Genomic DNA, 16,396 nt, shown 5'->3' on the forward strand with positions numbered 1-16,396 from the left:
GGGAACGGCCACTCTCCGAGTTCGCGATGAACCCAGCCGTCAGGCACCCGGTGCCGTCCCCGCGATCGCGGCAGCCACGACCTTGGCGTCATCACCCACACCGAACATCAGTGACGAGCGCCGCGTCCGCATGAAGTGCACCCCGAGGAAGTACAGATCGTCGATGACCGTGCTGCGCCCATCTTTCTGGAGCGGGAAGCCGGTGGCATCGAAGGCCTCCGGCCAGGGCAGCCAGGCACGGTAGTCAGGGCGGAACCCACCCGCGAACACGACAGCGCCCAGGGCAGCCAACGGGATGGAGGCAGGACCGTGCTCCCGGAAGGGGTCGGGCTCCGGGGAATCAGGTTTCGGCAGTCCCCGCTCCTGCGCGGTACGCGCGAACAGCTGGAGCAGGTCTGAACGGCGCGCGTCACCCCATGCGACGCTGTTCGGGAGGTCGTCAACGAAGTGGATGCGACCCTCACGGGCGCCGTCGAAATGGCCGGCGAGTGTGACTCCCATGTCATGCAGGGTCCGGTAGTGCAGGTCATGGCCACCATCGCGGCCCGAACCCTGGACGTTGGCAAACAGGAGCGCCTGCGGGCCTGGCAACGATGCCACCGGTTGGTCCAGGAACCCGGATTCGACCGCCCACCAGAACATGTCCCGTCCGGCGATCCTGCGGTGCAACCACGGCGCTCTGCCACACGCGAGCACGATGTCGCGGCCGGCCTGGTGCAGTTCCTCGGCGATCTGGCAACCGGACTGTCCGCTTCCCACCACCAGGACCCGGCCCGGTGGCAGGACAGACGGATTGCGGTAGTCGCTCAGATCGAGGGCGGGCAGTGACGGCGGAAGGGATGCGGCACCCGGGGGGCGGTAAGGCCTCTGATACGCCCCGGTCGCCACGACGACCCGGCGGGCGGAGAATTCGCCTTGAGAAGTCCGTGCCCGGAATCCCTCAGTCCGGCGCTCCAGGGACCGGACCTCGACCTCCTGCCTGACCGGCGCCCCGGCCGCGTAGCGCTGCAGGTACTCCACGATGCCCGCCCGCGACAGGTACCCCTCCGGGTCGTCGCCGTCGTAAGGCATCCCCGGGAGGTTCAGCGTGAGCGCACTGGGGGTCACCAGGCAGAAAGAGTCCCAGCGGTCGGTCCAGGCCTGCCCGATTCTGGCGCGGTCCAGCACCAGGTGTTCGACGCCGGCGCTGGTGAGTTCATGACTGGCAGCCAGCCCTGCCTGCCCGGCACCGATCACGAGGACGTCGGTGCGTTCCATGGCGCGCGAGTCTACGCCGGAGGGCGCGGCCCGGTCGAGCCCCGGCGGGCTGGGAGGCCGGACCCGAGGGACCGTGCTGGCTCTGCGCGTGTTGCTAGTCCTCGCCGGCTGGGCGATGTCATCCGGCCACGACCGGTGCCGTTCGCCACCGGCTCGCGTCACGAAGGCCGCTGACCTCTAGTACAAAGGCGACATGTCCCAGTCCGTCGCCCTCGTCACCGGCGCTGCGAACGGTATCGGCCGCGCCACCACCGAACACCTCTTGCGGGACGGGTGGTCCGTGGCCGCGTTCGATGTCGACACCGAGGCGCTCAGCTCGTTGCCGTCCGGGCCGTGCCTGCACACCGGGCGCCTGGACGTGACCGACGAAGCCCAGTGGCGCGAGGCGGTGGCCGGACTCGATCGCCTGGATCTTCTGGGCAACAACGCGGGGCTGCTGAGTTCGGCCGACTTCACGCAGATCCCCGCCGCTCGGCACCGGGCCATCGTGGAAGTGAACGTGCTCGGCGTCATCAACGGCGCCCTCGCTTCGTTCCCGCTGCTGGCCCAGACCCCCGGGTCGGTAATGGTCAGCCTGGCTTCAGCCTCAGCAATGTACGGCCAGCCAGATCTCGCGACCTACTCCGCCACGAAGTTCGCGATCCGTGGGCTGACCGAGGCGCTCGACCTCGAATGGGCCGGGCACGACATCCGGGTGCTCGATCTGTGGCCGATGTTCGTCCGGACTTCCATGGTCGACGGATTGCGAGCAACCTCCGGTGACCGGCTGGGCGTCCACTTGAGCCCGGACGACGTTGCGACGGCCCTGCTCAAGGCGGTGACACAGGTCCGCGAGAACCCCGCCTCCGCCCGCATCCGGAATCCGCACATCCCCGTCGGCGGTCAGGCCCGCCTACTCACAGCCCTCGCGCAGGTCACACCGCACTGGGCCAACCGGCTGATCACCAAGGCGGCCACCGGCCGCTGATCAACCGCAGGTTCGGCAGTGCCCAGGGCGGGTCACCGGCCCGCCATCTGCTCCAGCGACTCCGTCACACTGACCGCCCTAGGCTGCACATATGTCCCGGCATCGTGACCGCCGCGCCACCCGGATCATGGCGGGCGTTGTCCTGATCTTCTGGGCGCTCACACTGTCGGTTTTCGCATTCACATACCTGACGGGGAATGCTGCGCTGCAGATGCGCGTGGCCGGGCTGGGCAGCGTGGCTCTGTACGCGATCTGCGTGTGGCACTGCCTGGTCGTCCGGGGCGCGCGTGCTGCGATCCTGTTCTTCGGGCTGGCCGCGGCGCTTGCCTTCGGCGCCGAGTACCTCGGGGACAACTACGGCCTGATCTTCGGCGCGTACCACTACACCGGCGCGCTCGGCCCGCGCGTGGGCGGCGTTCCCGTACTCATCGTCTTCGTCTGGGGAACGGTCGTATACGCGGCGTTCGCCATGGTCGACTGGCTGGCCCGCCGCAACGCCCGACCGCCCCACGGTTGGGGTTGGCGCGTCGCCTACGCGCTGCTGGTCGGGTTCGCCGCCGGGCTCATCACGGCAGCCTGGGACCTGATGGCCGACCCCCTGGCAGTGTCTGGTGTCTGGGAGCAGGTCCTAGGGTCGCAGGCCTGGTGGTGGTGGGCGGACGGCGGGCCGTACCTCCCGGACCTAAAGAGCTGGAAGGGCGGCGCCGGCATCCCGGTGGAGAACTTCGTCGGCTGGGTGCTGGTGCCGGCGACCATCGTGGCCGTGTTCTCGCTCGTCTTCCCGGACCCGCCGCGGATCGAGGAGCCATCCGCGGCGGCAGTGCCGGTCCTGGTCTACGGGTTCCTGTACCTGACGCTGGCCGGCGGCCTCATCGAGATGGCATGGTTCGATCCCGGCCTCACGCAAGCCCTGCTCATCGGCACGTTCACCATGGGACCGGTGATCGCGGTGGGGCTGCTGGCCGTCCTGACCGAAGTCTTCCCTGCCGAGACGTGAACCCCGTGGAGCATCAGCGGAGCGCGGCCGCCAGGTAGAACAGGGCGACCGCCGCGCTGACCGACACCCCTCCGACGAGGAGTTGCAGCGTGAGTGATGAGCGCAGGCCGCCGTGCCGACGGTACCTGGCCAACGCGCCAGGCACGGAGATCACGTTGTAGACCAGGTTGGTCGGAGTCACGGCCGGACTCGGCACGCCGAACACACTGACCTGGACCGGGCAGCAGGAATACCGCCCCCGACACTCCCACCGGGACGGTGATGGCAGCGACGAACAGCCCAGCGAGCAGGGCACCTAGCCATTCCATCGTTGCTTCCCGACCTCAACGCGGGGCGTACATGATGACCGCCACGCCGATCAGGCAGACCAGTGCCCCCACGACGTCGTAGCGGTCCGGCTGGAAGCCATCCACCGCCACACCCCACGCCAGGGAACCCGCTACGAACACCCCGCCGTACGCGGCCAGGATCCGGCCGAAGTCCGGATCGGGCTGCAGGGTGGCCACGAACCCGTAGAGACCCAGTGCGATCACACCAGCGCCCACGAAGAGCAGCCCCCGGTGTTCCCGAACGCCCTGCCACACCAGCCAGGCGCCGCCGATCTCGGCCACGGCTGCGACCACGAACAGCAGGATCGAACGCACTGTGTCCATGGCGCAGAGCATGCCAGACGCAATCTCCACCACGGACTTACGCGTCGACGCCTCTGGTCCCGGCAGTGCAGCCGCGGTTCCCGCAACCGGGAGTGAAGCCCACATCCGGGAGCGATTCTGCAGGGTTGAACCTCTCCCGGGTTGAGGCCTCACTCCCGCCTTGAGATCCCGACGCCCCCCGCCTGACTCACGGCGTCGAGCCGAGTTGGACGACCCGCACGAAGCGCGTGGCGCGACGCCCGTCGTTCTGGTAGGAGTACAGACGATCACTGGCGAGCCGAGCGGAACCTCCGGCATTCACGACGACGGCATCCACCCCGGTGACTTCGATGGTCAACCGTCCGGTGATGACGAAGAACAACTCCTGCGACCCAGCCGGGTCTGGCTGGGCGTCGTACCTATCGCCCGGCTGAAGGGTCCATTCCCAGAGCTCCGCTGAGGGGCTGCCGAGAGTAGCCACCTGCAGGATGGCGCGGCTACCCGCAGTGGATGACCACACACCCGCGGCCGATCCCGGAGCATTGACCGACAGTGGGTCGTGTCCGACCTCGCGGGCCAACGACGGGAAGTCCGTGCCCAGGGCGCGTGCGATCTTGTCGACGGTCACGAGGCTCGGGTTCGCCTGACCGAGTTCGATCTGCGTGAGCATCCGCCGGCTAACCCCCGCCGCATCGGCCAGTTCCTGCACCGTCATCTCCGCCCGCTGCCGGCGCTGACGCACTTCACCGCCGACGTGGACCACGAAGTCCGGCGTCACCCCGTCACCGGCCATGGCGGCCTCCTCTTGAGTTCTAGTCCAATGAGCAATATACTGCTCACTATGATCACTGTAGTTGAGGATACCGACCTTCACCTGCCAGAGCCAGAGGTACAGGCCGCTGTACGAGCAGCATTCCTCGAGCTCGCCGGCGGTCAGGCGGTCCAGCCGCCCCAGGTCGTCACCAAGTTCCCGACCGGTGGCGACGTCATCGCCTACCAGGCCGTCCTGTCCGAGGCCGGTGTCTACGCCGTCAAAGTCTCTCCGTACATCCCACAACCGGACGGGGCACCCATCGTGACCGCGTGGACGCTGTTGCTGTCCACCCGCACGGGCCAGCCCCTGCTGCTGGCCGACGCCTCTCGACTCACCGCCGAACGCACCGCCGCCACCAGCGCCGTCGCGGTGGACCTGCTGGCCCGTCCGGATGCCACCACACTGGCGGTGATCGGCCTCGGACCCATCGGTCAGGCCCACCTGCGCCATGTCCGCCACGTGCGGCCCTTCGGAGATGTCCGGGTCTTCGCACAGTCCATGACACAGTCCGCGCTCAACGACCTGGGAGACGTCACCCTCGCCGACTCGGCCGACGAGGCAGCAGCCGGCGCCGATGTGGTCCTGCTGTGCACATCGGCGGCGGCCCCAGTCATCGACGTCACACGCCTACGCGCCGGCACCCTCGTGACCTCGGTGTCGACCAACGCCCCCAACGCCCACGAGATCGATCCGGGCAGCCTGCACGACATGGACGTGTACGCCGACCACACGCCAGCCGCGTTCGCCGCCGCCGGCGAGATGAAGCTCGCTGACGACTTCACCATCGACCACATCCGGGGGGACCTCCCCGGCCTGCTGTCGGGTACCTCCCCCGGGCCCTCGGGCGAGCGCGTGGTGTTCTTCCGGTCCGTCGGACTGGGCATAGAGGATGCCGCCGTGGCCCGCGTCGCCCTCGAGGCAGGAGACGCATCGTGAAGATCCGCCCCTTCGGTGTCGAGCAGTGGATGAACGAGTACGAGACGCGCTGCACCTACAACCTCGCGGAGACCTGCGTGGAGTCGCTCACCGTGCGCCAGCTGCTGGACCTCACCGGCCACACCGACCTTCTTCAAGACCTGCTGCCCATGAAGCTGACGTACGGCGAGATCGAGGGCAGCGACCGGCTGCGCAGCGCCGTGGCCGCACTCTACGCGGAACAGAGCCCACAGAACGTGCTGATCACGCACGGCGCGATCGGCGCAAACCATCTGATCTACCTGTCGTTGGTCGAGCCCGGCGATCGGGTGGTCGCGATCGTTCCCTCGTATCAGCAGCACTACTCCATCCCCGAGTCGATAGGGGCCGAGGTCCGCCTCGTCCACCTGCGGGAGGAGAACAACTGGCAGCCCGACCTCGACGAGTTGGCCGACGCCATCGGCGGGCGCGCCAAGGTGGTGTCGCTGACCAACCCGAACAACCCGACCGGTTCACTGGTCGACGCGTCGACCCTGGCGCAGATCAGCCAGTTGTGCGACGCGGCTGGGGCCTACCTGCTGTGCGACGAGGTCTACCGCGGCATCGACCAGCAGGGGCCGGGCACCACGGCCTCGGTGGCCGATCTCTACCAGCGGGGGATCAGCACGGGCAGCATGTCCAAGGCCTTCTCCCTGGCTGGCCTGCGCCTCGGCTGGGTCGCTGCACCCACGGATCTGATCGCAGACCTCACCATTCATCGGGACTACAACACGATCAGCGTCGGGATGATCGACGATCTTCTGGCAAGCATCGCCCTCGAGCACGCCGACACGATCCTGGCCCGCAATCGCCAACTCGTGCGCGCTAACCACGCGACCTTGTCTGAGTGGATCGCACAAGAGAAGCGCATCAGTTGGGTGCCGCCGCGGGGCGGGACCACGGCCCTGTTGAAGTACGACCTCGACCTGACATCCCGGGACCTGTGCGTACAACTCGTGGAAGAGACCGGCGTCATGCTGACCCCCGGGAGCGCGCTGGATGTCGAGGGCTACCTGCGGATCGGCTACGCGAACAACCCGCAGGTCCTGGCCGAAGGGCTACCGCGCTTGAGCGGATTCCTCCGCGGTCGCCCGTAGCGATACGGGCGAAGGTTCAACCTCCGGGCGGTCATAGACCCGGATGGCGATGAGCAGGGCAGCTGTCGCGGTGATGGACACCGCGTTGGTGAGGATCAGCGGCACGTCACGGTTGGCCAGACCGTAGGAGAACCACAGCAGGAACCCGACGAACAGGATGCTGATCCAGGCCAGCGACACGCCACCGGCATCGCGCTCGCGGATGACGATGCGCAACTGCAACAGCGGGGCCAGGGCCATCACGAGGCCCCAGGACGTGGTGATGACAGCGAGAAATGCAGACATGTGACTCCAGACTTCAAGTGGGTGGACGGCAGGCCAGCCACTACCGGAAGTCGCCGCGGCGCACGTCCTCCCCGTACAAGGGGAAAGTGAGGTGCGTAGCGGTGGTCACCCCTCAACGGTAGCAACGCGGCCGACAAATGGACACAACCGTCGGACGTGATCCCGCCCATAGACGCGGGCGGCGCGGCCCGCCACCCACGCGACCGATATCGCCGCGCGGGACTGCGGATGCCGGGATGGACTCTGCCCTTCCAGACGGCCCACCACCTCAGCGACGGACTGGGGACCGGCCCGACATCATGGCTGCTGTGGACCGCGTCGGGTTCAGCTGCAGCACCCGTGGCGCTCAGCCGGCGTGAGCTGTGAGCCCGACACGCAACGCGCCCGCTGCCTCGAGCAGCACATCCCGCCCCGCGTGCCCCACACCAGTGGCGTTGATGATGCCGTGGATGAGTCCACTGTGGCGCCGCACGGAGACGGGGACCCCGGCCTGCTTGAGGCGCGCCGCGTAGGCCTCCCCCTCGTCGCGCAGCGGGTCGAACCCCGCCACCGCGATGTACGCCGGTGGCAGGCCGGAGAGGTCGGTGGCCAGCAACGGCGAGACCCGCGGGTCGAGCGCTTGTTCGGGATCGGTGAGGTAGCGGGCCTTGTACCAGTCCATCTGGGACTCCGTGAGGAAGAAGCCCTCGGAGAACAGCGAGTACGACCGGTGCTTGGTCGACAGATCCGTCACCGGGAAGAACAACAGTTGAAAAGCTGGCGCCGCACCGGTTTCGCGGGTGGTGACCTGCGACACGACGGCCGCCAGGTTGCCGCCGGCGCTCTCCCCCGCGACCCCGATGGCCGCAGGATCGGCACCGAACTCCGCCGCGTGCTCCACGGCGTACCGGAACGCGGCCACGGCATCATCCACGGCCGCGGGGAACGGGGCCTCGGGGGCCAGCCGATAGTCGACCGACAGCACTGCCAGGCCGGCGTTCGCAGCGAGAAACCGGCAGGCCGCGTCGGATACCTCGAGATCGCCGAGCACCCAACCGCCGCCGTGGAAATACACCAGCAGCGCGGACGGCTCAGGTGCCTCCCGGTACAGGCGAGCACCGATATCCCCCGCCGGACCCGGGATCGTCAGGTCACGCACAGTGGCCACGGGGGTCTGGTCGCCGAAGACCCACGCCTCACTGCTGATCTGGGCGCGGCCCTGCTCCAACGGCAGGCTCTCGAACGTCTCCCCGGCCGCCAGGTTGAGCAGGCGCAACGCGAGTTGCACCTCGGGGTTCAGTTCCTGGCCGTCGATGCGGACGGTTCGTCCACCCAACCCCCGCTGCACACCCGGGGGCAGTGCCCCCAGCCCGCGCAGCAGTCGGCGGGCGAAGCGCTCTTGCGCGGGTCTCTTGGTCGTCGGCATGTGATGCTCCCGGTGGCGAGTGGTATGACGAACCTACCGGCCTTCAGACGCTGTCCCGTGCCATACGCAGGCGAACCATGCGGTACGCGATTCCCACGAGGAATACCAGGATCCCCACGCTCACCGCCGCCACCGGCAGCGTCACCACCAGCACAGCGCAGCCGACGGCGCCGACAAGTTGCAGCCAGCGCGGATACCGGCGATCCGCGCCGTCCTGCGTCCACGCCGACACGTTGGCGACGAGGTAGTAGAGCAGCACGCCGAACGAGGAGAACCCGATCGCCGACCGCAGGTCGGTGACCAGCACCAGGGCACACACCACGATCGCCACAGCAACCTCCGCGTGATGCGGTACTGAAAAACGCGGATGCACAGCGGCCAACCACCGCGGCAGGTCAGCGTGCCTGGCCATGGCCAGCGCGGTCCGTCCGACCCCGGCGATGAGCGCGAGCAGTGCGCCCAGCGCTGCGGCTGCCGCGCCCACCCGCACGGGCAGCGCCGCCCACTGCCATCCGGCAGCCTCGACCGCCCCCACCAGCGGCGCGGGCGTGGCGGCCATCCCGGCCGGCCCCAGCGCCAGCAGCAGCGCCACCGCGACCACGGCGTAGACGGCCAGCGCGAGGAAGAGTGCGGTCATGATCGCCGTGGGGATCGCCCGGCGCGGGTCCCGGACTTCCTCGCCCATGGTGGCGATGCGGGCGTACCCAGCGAAGGCGAAGAAGAGCAGCCCGGCGGATTGCAGGACGCCGTACCAGCCCCCTGTCCATGTCCAGTCACCGACATCCACCCGGGAGGCCCCGGCCAGTGATGCCGCGACCACCAGGACGAGGCTGGCGAGAACCACCACCACGATGACTCTTGTTGCCGAGGCGGTGCGGGTGACGCCGCGGTAGTTGATCGCCGCCAAGGTTAGAACGGCCGCGACGGCCACGGGCTTGCTCCAGTCTCCGGGCGCCACGTAGACGCCGAAGGTCAGGGCCATGGCGGCGCAGCTGGCGGTCTTGCCGATGACAAAACCCCACCCGGCGAGGAATCCCCACCAGTCCCCCAGCCGCTCGCGGCCGTAGATGTAGGTCCCGCCGGAGGTGGGGTACTGGGCAGCCAACTGCGCGGACGCCGCTGCATTGCAGAAGGCCACGAAACCGGCGATGAGCAAACCGACGAGCAGCCCGGCGCCGGCCGCTGCGGCCGCTGGCGCGAATGCCGCGAACACTCCGGCACCCATCATCGAGCCCAGCCCGATGACCACAGCATCCCGGGTGGACAACCGGCGGGCCAGCGACCCTCCGGAGTCCATCGCCGCCGCCATGACCGTCACGCTACCGACGTCCGACCCGACTATGAGTGCGGTGAAGGGCAACGTCCCAGTGGTTCACGTCCTCATGTGGCCCACTGGCCGAGCCGTTGCGCCGCGCACAGGCGAAGGGGGAGAGACACGTACAGCGGGGAGCGAAACTGCGCGGTCGAATCGCTCCCCGGCATCCGTAACACTCCCCGGTACATCTGGAGTGCGGGAACCCGGCGCCGGGGTCCTTCGGCCGAAGGGGGGAGAGACACGTACAACGGGGAGCGAAACTGCGCGGTCGAATCGCTCCCGAGCATCCGTAACACCCCCGGCACATCTGGAGTGCGGGAACCCGGCGCCGGAGCCGGCAAGAGCCGCCACTCACCGCACTACGGCAACAGGTCGAAGGCCCGCCGCAGGAGATCAGATCGTCGACGAGTGCCTCCCGGCGGTCCTCGGGGACCTCGCTACCGATGACCCACAGTTGATCCCCCCAGGCCTGCGGGGCGATGTCCGGAACGGGCCGGCCGGTCATCTCCCGCAGGACCCGGCGATACGCCTGCTTCTCGATCCGCAGCCGAGTGGGCGGCAACTGACGCAGGCGGTCGGCGGTCATCTCCAACTCGCGTTCGTAACTCATGGGCGTACCTGCTCCACTTCCGGCACCGGGTGACGCCGCACGCGACGCATCAGCGCCCACGGACCTCTGGGACCGCGACCACCGGCGGCCAGGTGGGTCCCGGCCTCCTGCGCGGCATCTGCCGCGGCTTCGGACAATTCCACCACGCTCACCGACGTCTCGTCGTCCGGCCGCGCGGAGTCGAGTGCGACGAGTACCGCCGGGAAGAGCACCTGCGTGACCCGTTCGTAGCCTTCCGGGCCCGGGTGGAAGCGGTCCTCGGCGAACAGGTCCGGGTCGCTGGCGAACTCGTCTCCGAGCTCATCGGCGAAGGAAACCCCGTGGGCACCCTCCCGCACGCACGCGATCATCTGCGCGGCAGCCAACTGCCTGCTCAGGCGCCGGGCCACCCACCGCAGTGGCTGCGGAATGGGCTGTACGGAACCCACGTCGGGACAGGTTCCGACCACGACCTCGCAGCCCACAGCACGCAGTCGGCGGACTGCCTCTTCGAGATGGGAGACCGCAGCCTGCGGCCGTCCGACGTGGGTGATGTCGTTAGCGCCGATGATGATGACCGCGATGTGCGGGCGCATGTGCAGAGCCCGGTCGACCTGTCCGTACAGGTCCGCGCTGCGGGCTCCCACGGTAGCGGTGTTCATCAACCGCACCGGCTGGTCCAAGACGTTGCTGATGCCTTGGGCCAGCATCGCGCCCGGGGTGTTACGCACATGGCCCGCCCCGAGCCCGGCGGCCAGCGAATCCCCGAGCATCACAAAACGCTGCGACGTGCCCTGCCTGCGCGCACCGTAGAGCCCGTCGGCGTAGGGAGCAGCGTGCCGGCGCACCCCGATCTCTTTGCGCGCGTGCCGTCCCTGCGCCACGGCAAGGCCGAAGGCAGCCGCGCCGAACCCCACGACACCCCCACCCCCGTAGGCGGCCGTCATGGCCAGTCGTCTCGCGTGCGAGGCACGGCTCACTGCACGACGCCCTCGCGGCGCAAGAATCCGCGCACTGCCTCCCGCGCCCCGGAGTCGATGTGCGGCCCGTGGGTGAACGCAGCCACGCGGTACTCGACGTCGGCCAGCACCGCAGCCGTCCGCTTGTTGAGCGGGAAATCGGTGCACGCCATCTTGAACGGCCACGTCATCCGTCGGTTCATGTTGAAGATCGAGTCGCCCGTGATGAGCACGCCGGAGGACTGGTGCAGCAGGCTCACGTGACCGGGGGTGTGCCCGGGGGTGTGCAGGACCTGCAGACCGCCGGCCACAGCAAGGACCTCCCCGTCGGTGATCGTCCGCTCGACCGGGCAGGCGGGGAAGCCCATTCCGGGCAGCCGGTCCAACATCCCGAGGACGGCCGATGTGTACGGTGCCGGGGTGCCTTCGCGGATGTAGTCGGCATCGTCGACGTGGACGTACGCGCCCGTCGCCCGGGTGTGTGGCAGCAGGCGGGCGGCCGACCCCGCGTGGTCGCTGTGTGCATGGGTCAGGATGATGCGCTGCACATCGCGGGGATGCTTGCCGAAGCTCGCCAGGCCATTGACGATCCGCTTGGTGGCCAGTCGCGTGCCGGTGTCGACCAGGGTCACCGACCCATCGTCCTCCACGAACGCGAACGAGTTGATGAAGTCGCCGGCGGTGGGGATCCGGTAGACCCCCCTGCCGACGGCGACCACACCCATGTTGCGCTGACTAGTTGTTGCTGTTGAGGATGGCCAGGAACCGCAGGATCTCCAGGTACAGCCACACCAGCGTGACGATGAGGCCGAAGACCATCCGCCAGGAGTAGTCCTCGGACAGGCCCTCGTTGATGCCCTGTTCGATGGCCGCGAAGTCCAGGTTCAGCGACAGCGCCGCCAGGCCCACGCCCACCACGCACAGCAGCAGGCCCAGGCCACCGACGCCGTAGAAGCCCCAGCCGCCACCAACGCCGAACAGCGCTGCAACGAAACTCATGAGCGCGATCACCAGGTAGGAGATCATCGCCACCATCATGATCTTGACGAAAGTGCCGTTGACCTTGATGATCCGCGTCCTGTACAGCACCAGCATCACGGCGAACGCCACCAGCGTGCCCAGCACAGCCTGGGCGATGATGTTGGCATCGCTGCCGGACGCGGCCACGAAGTCCTGGTAGAACATGCTGATGCCGCCGAGGAACACGCCCTCGACCAGCGAGTAGGAGAGCACCGTGCCCGCCTTGGGCAACTTGCGGAAGGCGCCCACGAAGAAGATGCCCAGCCCCAAGATCATCGCGGCGAAAGGCAGCCAGGGCATAGCCGGGGTGAGTACCCAACCGATCCCGGCACCGATCACCAGTGTCAGGAATGCCATGCCGGTCTTCGTGACAACGTCGTCGATGGTCATGGGTCGCCCGGCGGTGGGCGCACCGATGGTCGGGCCGCCCTGCTGGTCGAGGGTGGCGGTGCCCGCAGCGGCCTGCTGGTAGGCGTTCACGCCCTCGTTGTAGGCGAAACCGGGCTGCTTCTCGATGTCCCGGAAGATCGGGTTCTTTGATTGCATATGTGTCCTCCTTGGCACAAGGTTACGGGGTGACGCTGACACGCACCACTACGCCACGGCTGCGACGTCCTACTTGCGTTTCACGAGAACTCGAACAGGTCCCAGACCTGCCTCGTTACGGGCCCGCACTGAGAAGCGCACCGGACCCGCAGCCAGCTTGCGCACCGAGGACTTGGTCCTGGACGTCGTGAACCAGAGTCCTTGACCGATCCGGACCCGGTAGCGCACCTTCAAGCCTGTGCGTACCGGCGGCTTCCACACGATCCGTGCCCGAGGCCCGGAACGCCTGACCTTCAGCGCCCGGACCTTCCCCGGCTTCACCGGTGTGGCCACCTGTCGGGACGCCGAGGCACCCGCACCGCGCTCGTTGAACGCTCGGACCTCCAGCGTGTGGCGCACACCCTTGGCCAGACCGTTGATCCGCATCGACGGTGACAGCGCGGCGTCCGTCCAATCCCCGGGAGCGCGGCCGGTACGGGTCAACCGGTACTGCAGGCCGGTCAGCTGCTCGGGAGGCAGGCCCACCCGCAGTCGCACCGAGGTCTTGGTCGGATAGCGCACCGACAGGATCTGGACACCGCCGGGCAGGCCACGGGGGGTCACGACGCCGGACTGGGTCCACGGGCCCTGACCGAAGACGTTGCGTGCGGCCACGCGCACCTGGTGGCCCACGCCGTTTGTCAGTCCGCTGAGGACCTTGCGGGTCAGGGTGCTGCTCCAGAGGTCCGGCACGACGATCCAGTCGCCGCCGTCCGGGCGGTATTCGACGGCGTATGCCACGACGGGACCGGTGCCGGGATCCGTGGGTGCCGACCAGGAGACCGACAGGGCCGAATCCGCAGGCGAGGCCACCAGCTCACCGCTCGGGCCGGGCACCCGGGGCGAGATCGTCAGGGCCCGCCGCACGTCGAGCATGCCCGCCCCGCAGGAGCCGGTGCAGTTGCTGCCGGCCGGAAATGTGCGGGCGGTGTCCCGCAGGTGCTCTGCGACGGCACTCGGGGCCATCGGTGCCCGCTCCTGCAGGACCGCCGCGGCACCGGCTACCTGCGGTGCAGCCATGCTCGTGCCGTAGTACGCGGCGTACCCGCCGGTGGTCGCCGTGGTCTGGCCGAGGTTGATGGTGGACAGGATGCCCGCGGTGGCGTTCGTGGCAGTGCCACCGGGGGCGAACAGCGGCAGATCCCGATCCACGACGCCGTAGTTCGAGTAGGTCGCCCGGCTCCCGGTCCTGGTCAGCGCACCCACGGTGAGGATGTCGTAGCAACCTCCGGGCGAGTAGTTGACGAACGGGGCGGCGTTGTTACCGGCAGAGGCCACAACGGTCGTACCGCGGCTCATCGCACCGTCGATCGCAGCCTGAACGAAGGGCTGGCAGGACGTCGCCGACGACAGCGACAGGTTGATGACGTCCGCCGGCGTCGGATTCGTGGGCACGCCCGGCACCTCGCCACCGGAGGCCCACGTGACCGCAGCCGCGACATCCGACATCGTCCCCCCACATTTGCCGAGGGCCCGGACGGGCAAGATCTTCGCGCTCGGTGCGACGCCGATCACGCCAGTGCCGTTGTTCCCCGTGGCCGCGGCGATCCCGGAAACGTGGGTGCCATGCCAGGACGACGTTGTCTGGATCGAGCATCCAGCGAAGGTGCCGGGGTTCGATTGGATCTCGGAGACTGTGAGCCAATCCCCCTCGTCGGCGGGATCCGCATCCCGGCCGTCCCCATCGTGTGCGCTGACCGGATCCTCGATCATGTCGTAGCCGGGTAACAGGTTGGCTACCAGGTCGGGATGCCCGGTGATGCCCGAGTCGATCACGGCGATGACCTGTCCGGCGCCCGTGGCCAGATCCCAGGCGGATGGTGCCGCCACCCCCGACACCGGATCGCTCAGTGCCCACTGCTGCCCGAACAGCGGGTCGTCGGGAACGGCATCGGGATGTACGCGGGTGTCGAGGTCGACGCGGGCGATCCCGGCTTCGTCCTCGAGGCTGCGCGCAGCCCGCACGGCTTGTGCCGCGCTCAAGTCCGGGACGGATATCGCCGTCACGCCGGGGGCCACTGGACGACGGCCCTCAACGGGGCCCACCGCCTCTGCTACCAAGGCCTGCGCCTGCCGGGCGGACGTACCCGGATCCCGGGTGACGACCAGGCCCACGACCTCGGAGGGACGGGGCTGGACGGTCAGCGGTGCTGCTTCGGCGGCGGCCGGAGGCACCACCAAGCCCGCCGCCGTGGCCGACACTGCCACCGCGGCCACGATCAGCCGTGTGCCACGCATCACCTCAGGGTAAGCGCTCACCGGAGTTGGACGGCGTAAGGACCGATGTGGATCCGCGAACTGCCCGTTCGCAGACCTCAGCCACCCTGGCCGTTGATCGCGGACTGCACCCTCGCGCAAAGGGCCCCACAGTGCCCGGGGCGGGACTTGAACCCGCACGTCTTTCGACCCTCGGGTTTAAGCCGAGTGCGTCTGCCGATTCCGCCACCCGGGCGCCTCACCCAGGTTAGTCCAGATACACCTTGCGCCGATGGACCCCGGCGGCGGAGACCACGCGATCCAGGAAGAGGAAGCCGTCGAGGTGGTCCACCTCGTGCTGTACAGCGCGGGCCTCGAACGCGTCGGTGGTCAGGGTCACGGTTGCGCCAGTGACCGGCACCTGACCAGTCACGACAAGGCGGGTTGCGCGCTTGACGTCCCCGGTGAAATCCGGCACCGACATGCAGCCCTCACGGGCCTTCTCGTTGCGCGAGGCCTGCGTGACCACCGGGTTGACCAGCACAAAACGCCCGTGGCACGTGCGGGTCTTCGGGTGCGTGCTCACGTCCAGGCTGAACACCCGCCATGCGACCCCCACCTGGTTCGCCGCCAGACCCACGCACCCCGGTGACACCGCCATGGTGGCCAGCAGATCCGCGGCCAGTTGCACCACGTCAGCAGCGGTCGGATCCACCTCCGCGCAGCGAGTGGACAGCACCTCGGCCGGAGCGGTGACGACCGGGCGGACCACCCCGTCCGGGAGCGGAACCTGCAGTGCGGTCACAGGACATCCTGGTCGGCCGGCAGCACTGAAACGTCCACGCCCACCGTGCGGCCGACCTCCTTCAGATCCTCGGTCAGCGACGAGGCGTCAGCTTCCCGGGGGAAGTCGGCTTCGGCCACGACGACGTACAGACCGCCACCGAGCCGGGTCTGCAGGTCGGTGATGTTCCCACCACGGTCGGCGATGGCGTCGGTGATCGCAGCGACGATGCCGACCCGGTCTGCGCCATGCACACTGATGACGAACGGGCGCGCCTGCGCCGGTGGTGCCAGCTGCTCGTCGGTTACGGGCAGCACGCTGACCATCAGGTCGTCGGACTCCAGGAAGGCGAGCTCCGCAGCGACCACCTCGGCGGAGGTGTCGGTGCCGACGACCAGGGTCCACGCGAAGTGCCCCCGCAACAGTGTCATCGACGAGTCCTCGACGTTGGCGTCGCGCCGGGCCAGGACCTTGGTGACGTCGGCGATGATCCCGGGACGATCGTGCCCGAGCACGGTGATTGCCAAGAGGGCCATGCCA

The 16,396-nt window shown here is 68.6% G+C and carries 17 protein-coding genes and 1 tRNA gene; 4 read left to right on the top strand and 14 right to left on the bottom strand.

Annotated elements, in window-relative coordinates; genetic code table 11:
• Nucleotides 1-39: 39 nt before the first annotated feature.
• Nucleotides 40-1,257: an NAD(P)-binding domain-containing protein gene (locus IPG68_07810; GenBank protein MBK6763179.1), complete on the bottom strand. Its 1,218-nt coding sequence runs from the start codon at nucleotides 1,255-1,257 to the stop codon at nucleotides 40-42.
• 193 nt (nucleotides 1,258-1,450) lie between these two features.
• On the opposite strand from IPG68_07810, the gene IPG68_07815 reads away from it, so the two are divergent.
• Together IPG68_07815 and IPG68_07820 are read left to right on the top strand one after the other, a co-directional pair.
• Entirely contained in the window at nucleotides 1,451-2,224 is a 774-nt protein-coding gene (locus IPG68_07815) for an SDR family oxidoreductase (protein ID MBK6763180.1), read from the top strand.
• A 91-nt stretch (nucleotides 2,225-2,315) separates the two neighbouring features.
• Entirely contained in the window at nucleotides 2,316-3,221 is a 906-nt protein-coding gene (locus IPG68_07820; protein ID MBK6763181.1) for a carotenoid biosynthesis protein, read from the top strand.
• Nucleotides 3,222-3,234: 13 nt separating this feature from the next.
• On the opposite strand, the gene IPG68_07825 is transcribed toward IPG68_07820, so the two are convergent.
• The 3 genes from IPG68_07825 to IPG68_07835 form a co-directional block, all read right to left on the bottom strand.
• Complete coding sequence (locus IPG68_07825; GenBank protein MBK6763182.1) at nucleotides 3,235-3,402, bottom strand: hypothetical protein; 168 nt, start codon at nucleotides 3,400-3,402, stop codon at nucleotides 3,235-3,237.
• Nucleotides 3,403-3,544: 142 nt separating this feature from the next.
• On the bottom strand, nucleotides 3,545-3,874 hold the full coding sequence (locus tag IPG68_07830; GenBank protein ID MBK6763183.1) for a YnfA family protein: 330 nt from the start codon (nucleotides 3,872-3,874) through the stop codon (nucleotides 3,545-3,547).
• Nucleotides 3,875-4,061: 187 nt separating this feature from the next.
• Nucleotides 4,062-4,646 carry a helix-turn-helix domain-containing protein gene (locus tag IPG68_07835; GenBank protein MBK6763184.1) on the bottom strand — a complete coding sequence of 195 codons (585 nt, stop codon included), beginning with the start codon at nucleotides 4,644-4,646 and terminating at the stop codon, nucleotides 4,062-4,064.
• Between the two features lie 27 nt (nucleotides 4,647-4,673).
• Between IPG68_07835 and IPG68_07840 the strand changes: the two genes are divergently transcribed.
• On the top strand, nucleotides 4,674-5,603 hold the full coding sequence (locus IPG68_07840) for an ornithine cyclodeaminase family protein (GenBank protein MBK6763185.1): 930 nt from the start codon (nucleotides 4,674-4,676) through the stop codon (nucleotides 5,601-5,603).
• Nucleotides 5,600-6,718 carry an aminotransferase gene (locus IPG68_07845; protein ID MBK6763186.1) on the top strand — a complete coding sequence of 373 codons (1,119 nt, stop codon included), beginning with the start codon at nucleotides 5,600-5,602 and terminating at the stop codon, nucleotides 6,716-6,718. Before IPG68_07840 ends, IPG68_07845 begins: the two co-directional genes overlap by 4 nt.
• On the opposite strand, the gene IPG68_07850 is transcribed toward IPG68_07845, so the two are convergent.
• From IPG68_07850 to IPG68_07895, 10 genes are all read right to left on the bottom strand, one after another.
• Entirely contained in the window at nucleotides 6,680-7,003 is a 324-nt protein-coding gene (locus IPG68_07850; GenBank protein ID MBK6763187.1) for a hypothetical protein, read from the bottom strand. The genes IPG68_07845 and IPG68_07850 overlap by 39 nt on opposite strands.
• Before the next feature lie 346 nt (nucleotides 7,004-7,349).
• Nucleotides 7,350-8,408 carry an alpha/beta hydrolase gene (locus IPG68_07855; protein MBK6763188.1) on the bottom strand — a complete coding sequence of 353 codons (1,059 nt, stop codon included), beginning with the start codon at nucleotides 8,406-8,408 and terminating at the stop codon, nucleotides 7,350-7,352.
• 43 nt (nucleotides 8,409-8,451) lie between these two features.
• On the bottom strand, nucleotides 8,452-9,705 hold the full coding sequence (locus IPG68_07860; protein ID MBK6763189.1) for an APC family permease: 1,254 nt from the start codon (nucleotides 9,703-9,705) through the stop codon (nucleotides 8,452-8,454).
• Nucleotides 9,706-10,329: 624 nt separating this feature from the next.
• Nucleotides 10,330-11,259: an SGNH/GDSL hydrolase family protein gene (locus IPG68_07865; protein ID MBK6763190.1), complete on the bottom strand. Its 930-nt coding sequence runs from the start codon at nucleotides 11,257-11,259 to the stop codon at nucleotides 10,330-10,332.
• 29 nt (nucleotides 11,260-11,288) lie between these two features.
• Entirely contained in the window at nucleotides 11,289-11,996 is a 708-nt protein-coding gene (locus IPG68_07870; GenBank protein MBK6763191.1) for an MBL fold metallo-hydrolase, read from the bottom strand.
• A 10-nt stretch (nucleotides 11,997-12,006) separates the two neighbouring features.
• Entirely contained in the window at nucleotides 12,007-12,837 is an 831-nt protein-coding gene (locus IPG68_07875; protein MBK6763192.1) for a Bax inhibitor-1/YccA family protein, read from the bottom strand.
• 69 nt (nucleotides 12,838-12,906) lie between these two features.
• The gene (locus IPG68_07880) at nucleotides 12,907-15,114 is read right to left on the bottom strand and encodes a S8 family serine peptidase (protein ID MBK6763193.1); all 2,208 of its coding nucleotides are present in this window, start codon (nucleotides 15,112-15,114) and stop codon (nucleotides 12,907-12,909) included.
• A 132-nt stretch (nucleotides 15,115-15,246) separates the two neighbouring features.
• Nucleotides 15,247-15,328: transfer RNA gene (locus IPG68_07885), tRNA-Leu, on the bottom strand.
• Between the two features lie 12 nt (nucleotides 15,329-15,340).
• Nucleotides 15,341-15,868: a peptide deformylase gene (def, locus tag IPG68_07890; protein ID MBK6763194.1), complete on the bottom strand. Its 528-nt coding sequence runs from the start codon at nucleotides 15,866-15,868 to the stop codon at nucleotides 15,341-15,343.
• A 5-nt stretch (nucleotides 15,869-15,873) separates the two neighbouring features.
• On the bottom strand, nucleotides 15,874-16,392 hold the full coding sequence (locus tag IPG68_07895; GenBank protein MBK6763195.1) for an ACT domain-containing protein: 519 nt from the start codon (nucleotides 16,390-16,392) through the stop codon (nucleotides 15,874-15,876).
• Between the last annotated feature and the right edge of the window lie 4 nt (nucleotides 16,393-16,396).

It is taken from the genome of Micrococcales bacterium (assembly GCA_016703125.1).
Lineage (GTDB): Bacteria > Actinomycetota > Actinomycetes > S36-B12 > UBA10799 > JADKAV01.

Bases quoted from the DNA above. Each gene is read 5' to 3' on its own strand.
- IPG68_07820 (MBK6763181.1), top strand. From the start codon at position 2,316: ATGTCCCGGCATCGTGACCGCCGCGCCACCCGGATCATGGCGGGCGTT.
- IPG68_07830 (MBK6763183.1), bottom strand. From the start codon at position 3,874: ATGGACACAGTGCGTTCGATCCTGCTGTTCGTGGTCGCAGCCGTGGCC.
- IPG68_07870 (MBK6763191.1), bottom strand. From the start codon at position 11,996: ATGGGTGTGGTCGCCGTCGGCAGGGGGGTCTACCGGATCCCCACCGCC.
- IPG68_07880 (MBK6763193.1), bottom strand. From the start codon at position 15,114: ATGCGTGGCACACGGCTGATCGTGGCCGCGGTGGCAGTGTCGGCCACG.
- IPG68_07810 (MBK6763179.1), bottom strand. From the start codon at position 1,257: ATGGAACGCACCGACGTCCTCGTGATCGGTGCCGGGCAGGCAGGGCTG.
- IPG68_07855 (MBK6763188.1), bottom strand. From the start codon at position 8,408: ATGCCGACGACCAAGAGACCCGCGCAAGAGCGCTTCGCCCGCCGACTG.
- IPG68_07895 (MBK6763195.1), bottom strand. From the start codon at position 16,392: ATGGCCCTCTTGGCAATCACCGTGCTCGGGCACGATCGTCCCGGGATC.
- IPG68_07815 (MBK6763180.1), top strand. From the start codon at position 1,451: ATGTCCCAGTCCGTCGCCCTCGTCACCGGCGCTGCGAACGGTATCGGC.
- IPG68_07865 (MBK6763190.1), bottom strand. From the start codon at position 11,259: ATGACGGCCGCCTACGGGGGTGGGGGTGTCGTGGGGTTCGGCGCGGCT.
- IPG68_07875 (MBK6763192.1), bottom strand. From the start codon at position 12,837: ATGCAATCAAAGAACCCGATCTTCCGGGACATCGAGAAGCAGCCCGGT.
- IPG68_07840 (MBK6763185.1), top strand. From the start codon at position 4,674: ATGAGCAATATACTGCTCACTATGATCACTGTAGTTGAGGATACCGAC.
- IPG68_07860 (MBK6763189.1), bottom strand. From the start codon at position 9,705: ATGGACTCCGGAGGGTCGCTGGCCCGCCGGTTGTCCACCCGGGATGCT.
- IPG68_07835 (MBK6763184.1), bottom strand. From the start codon at position 4,646: ATGGCCGGTGACGGGGTGACGCCGGACTTCGTGGTCCACGTCGGCGGT.
- IPG68_07850 (MBK6763187.1), bottom strand. From the start codon at position 7,003: ATGTCTGCATTTCTCGCTGTCATCACCACGTCCTGGGGCCTCGTGATG.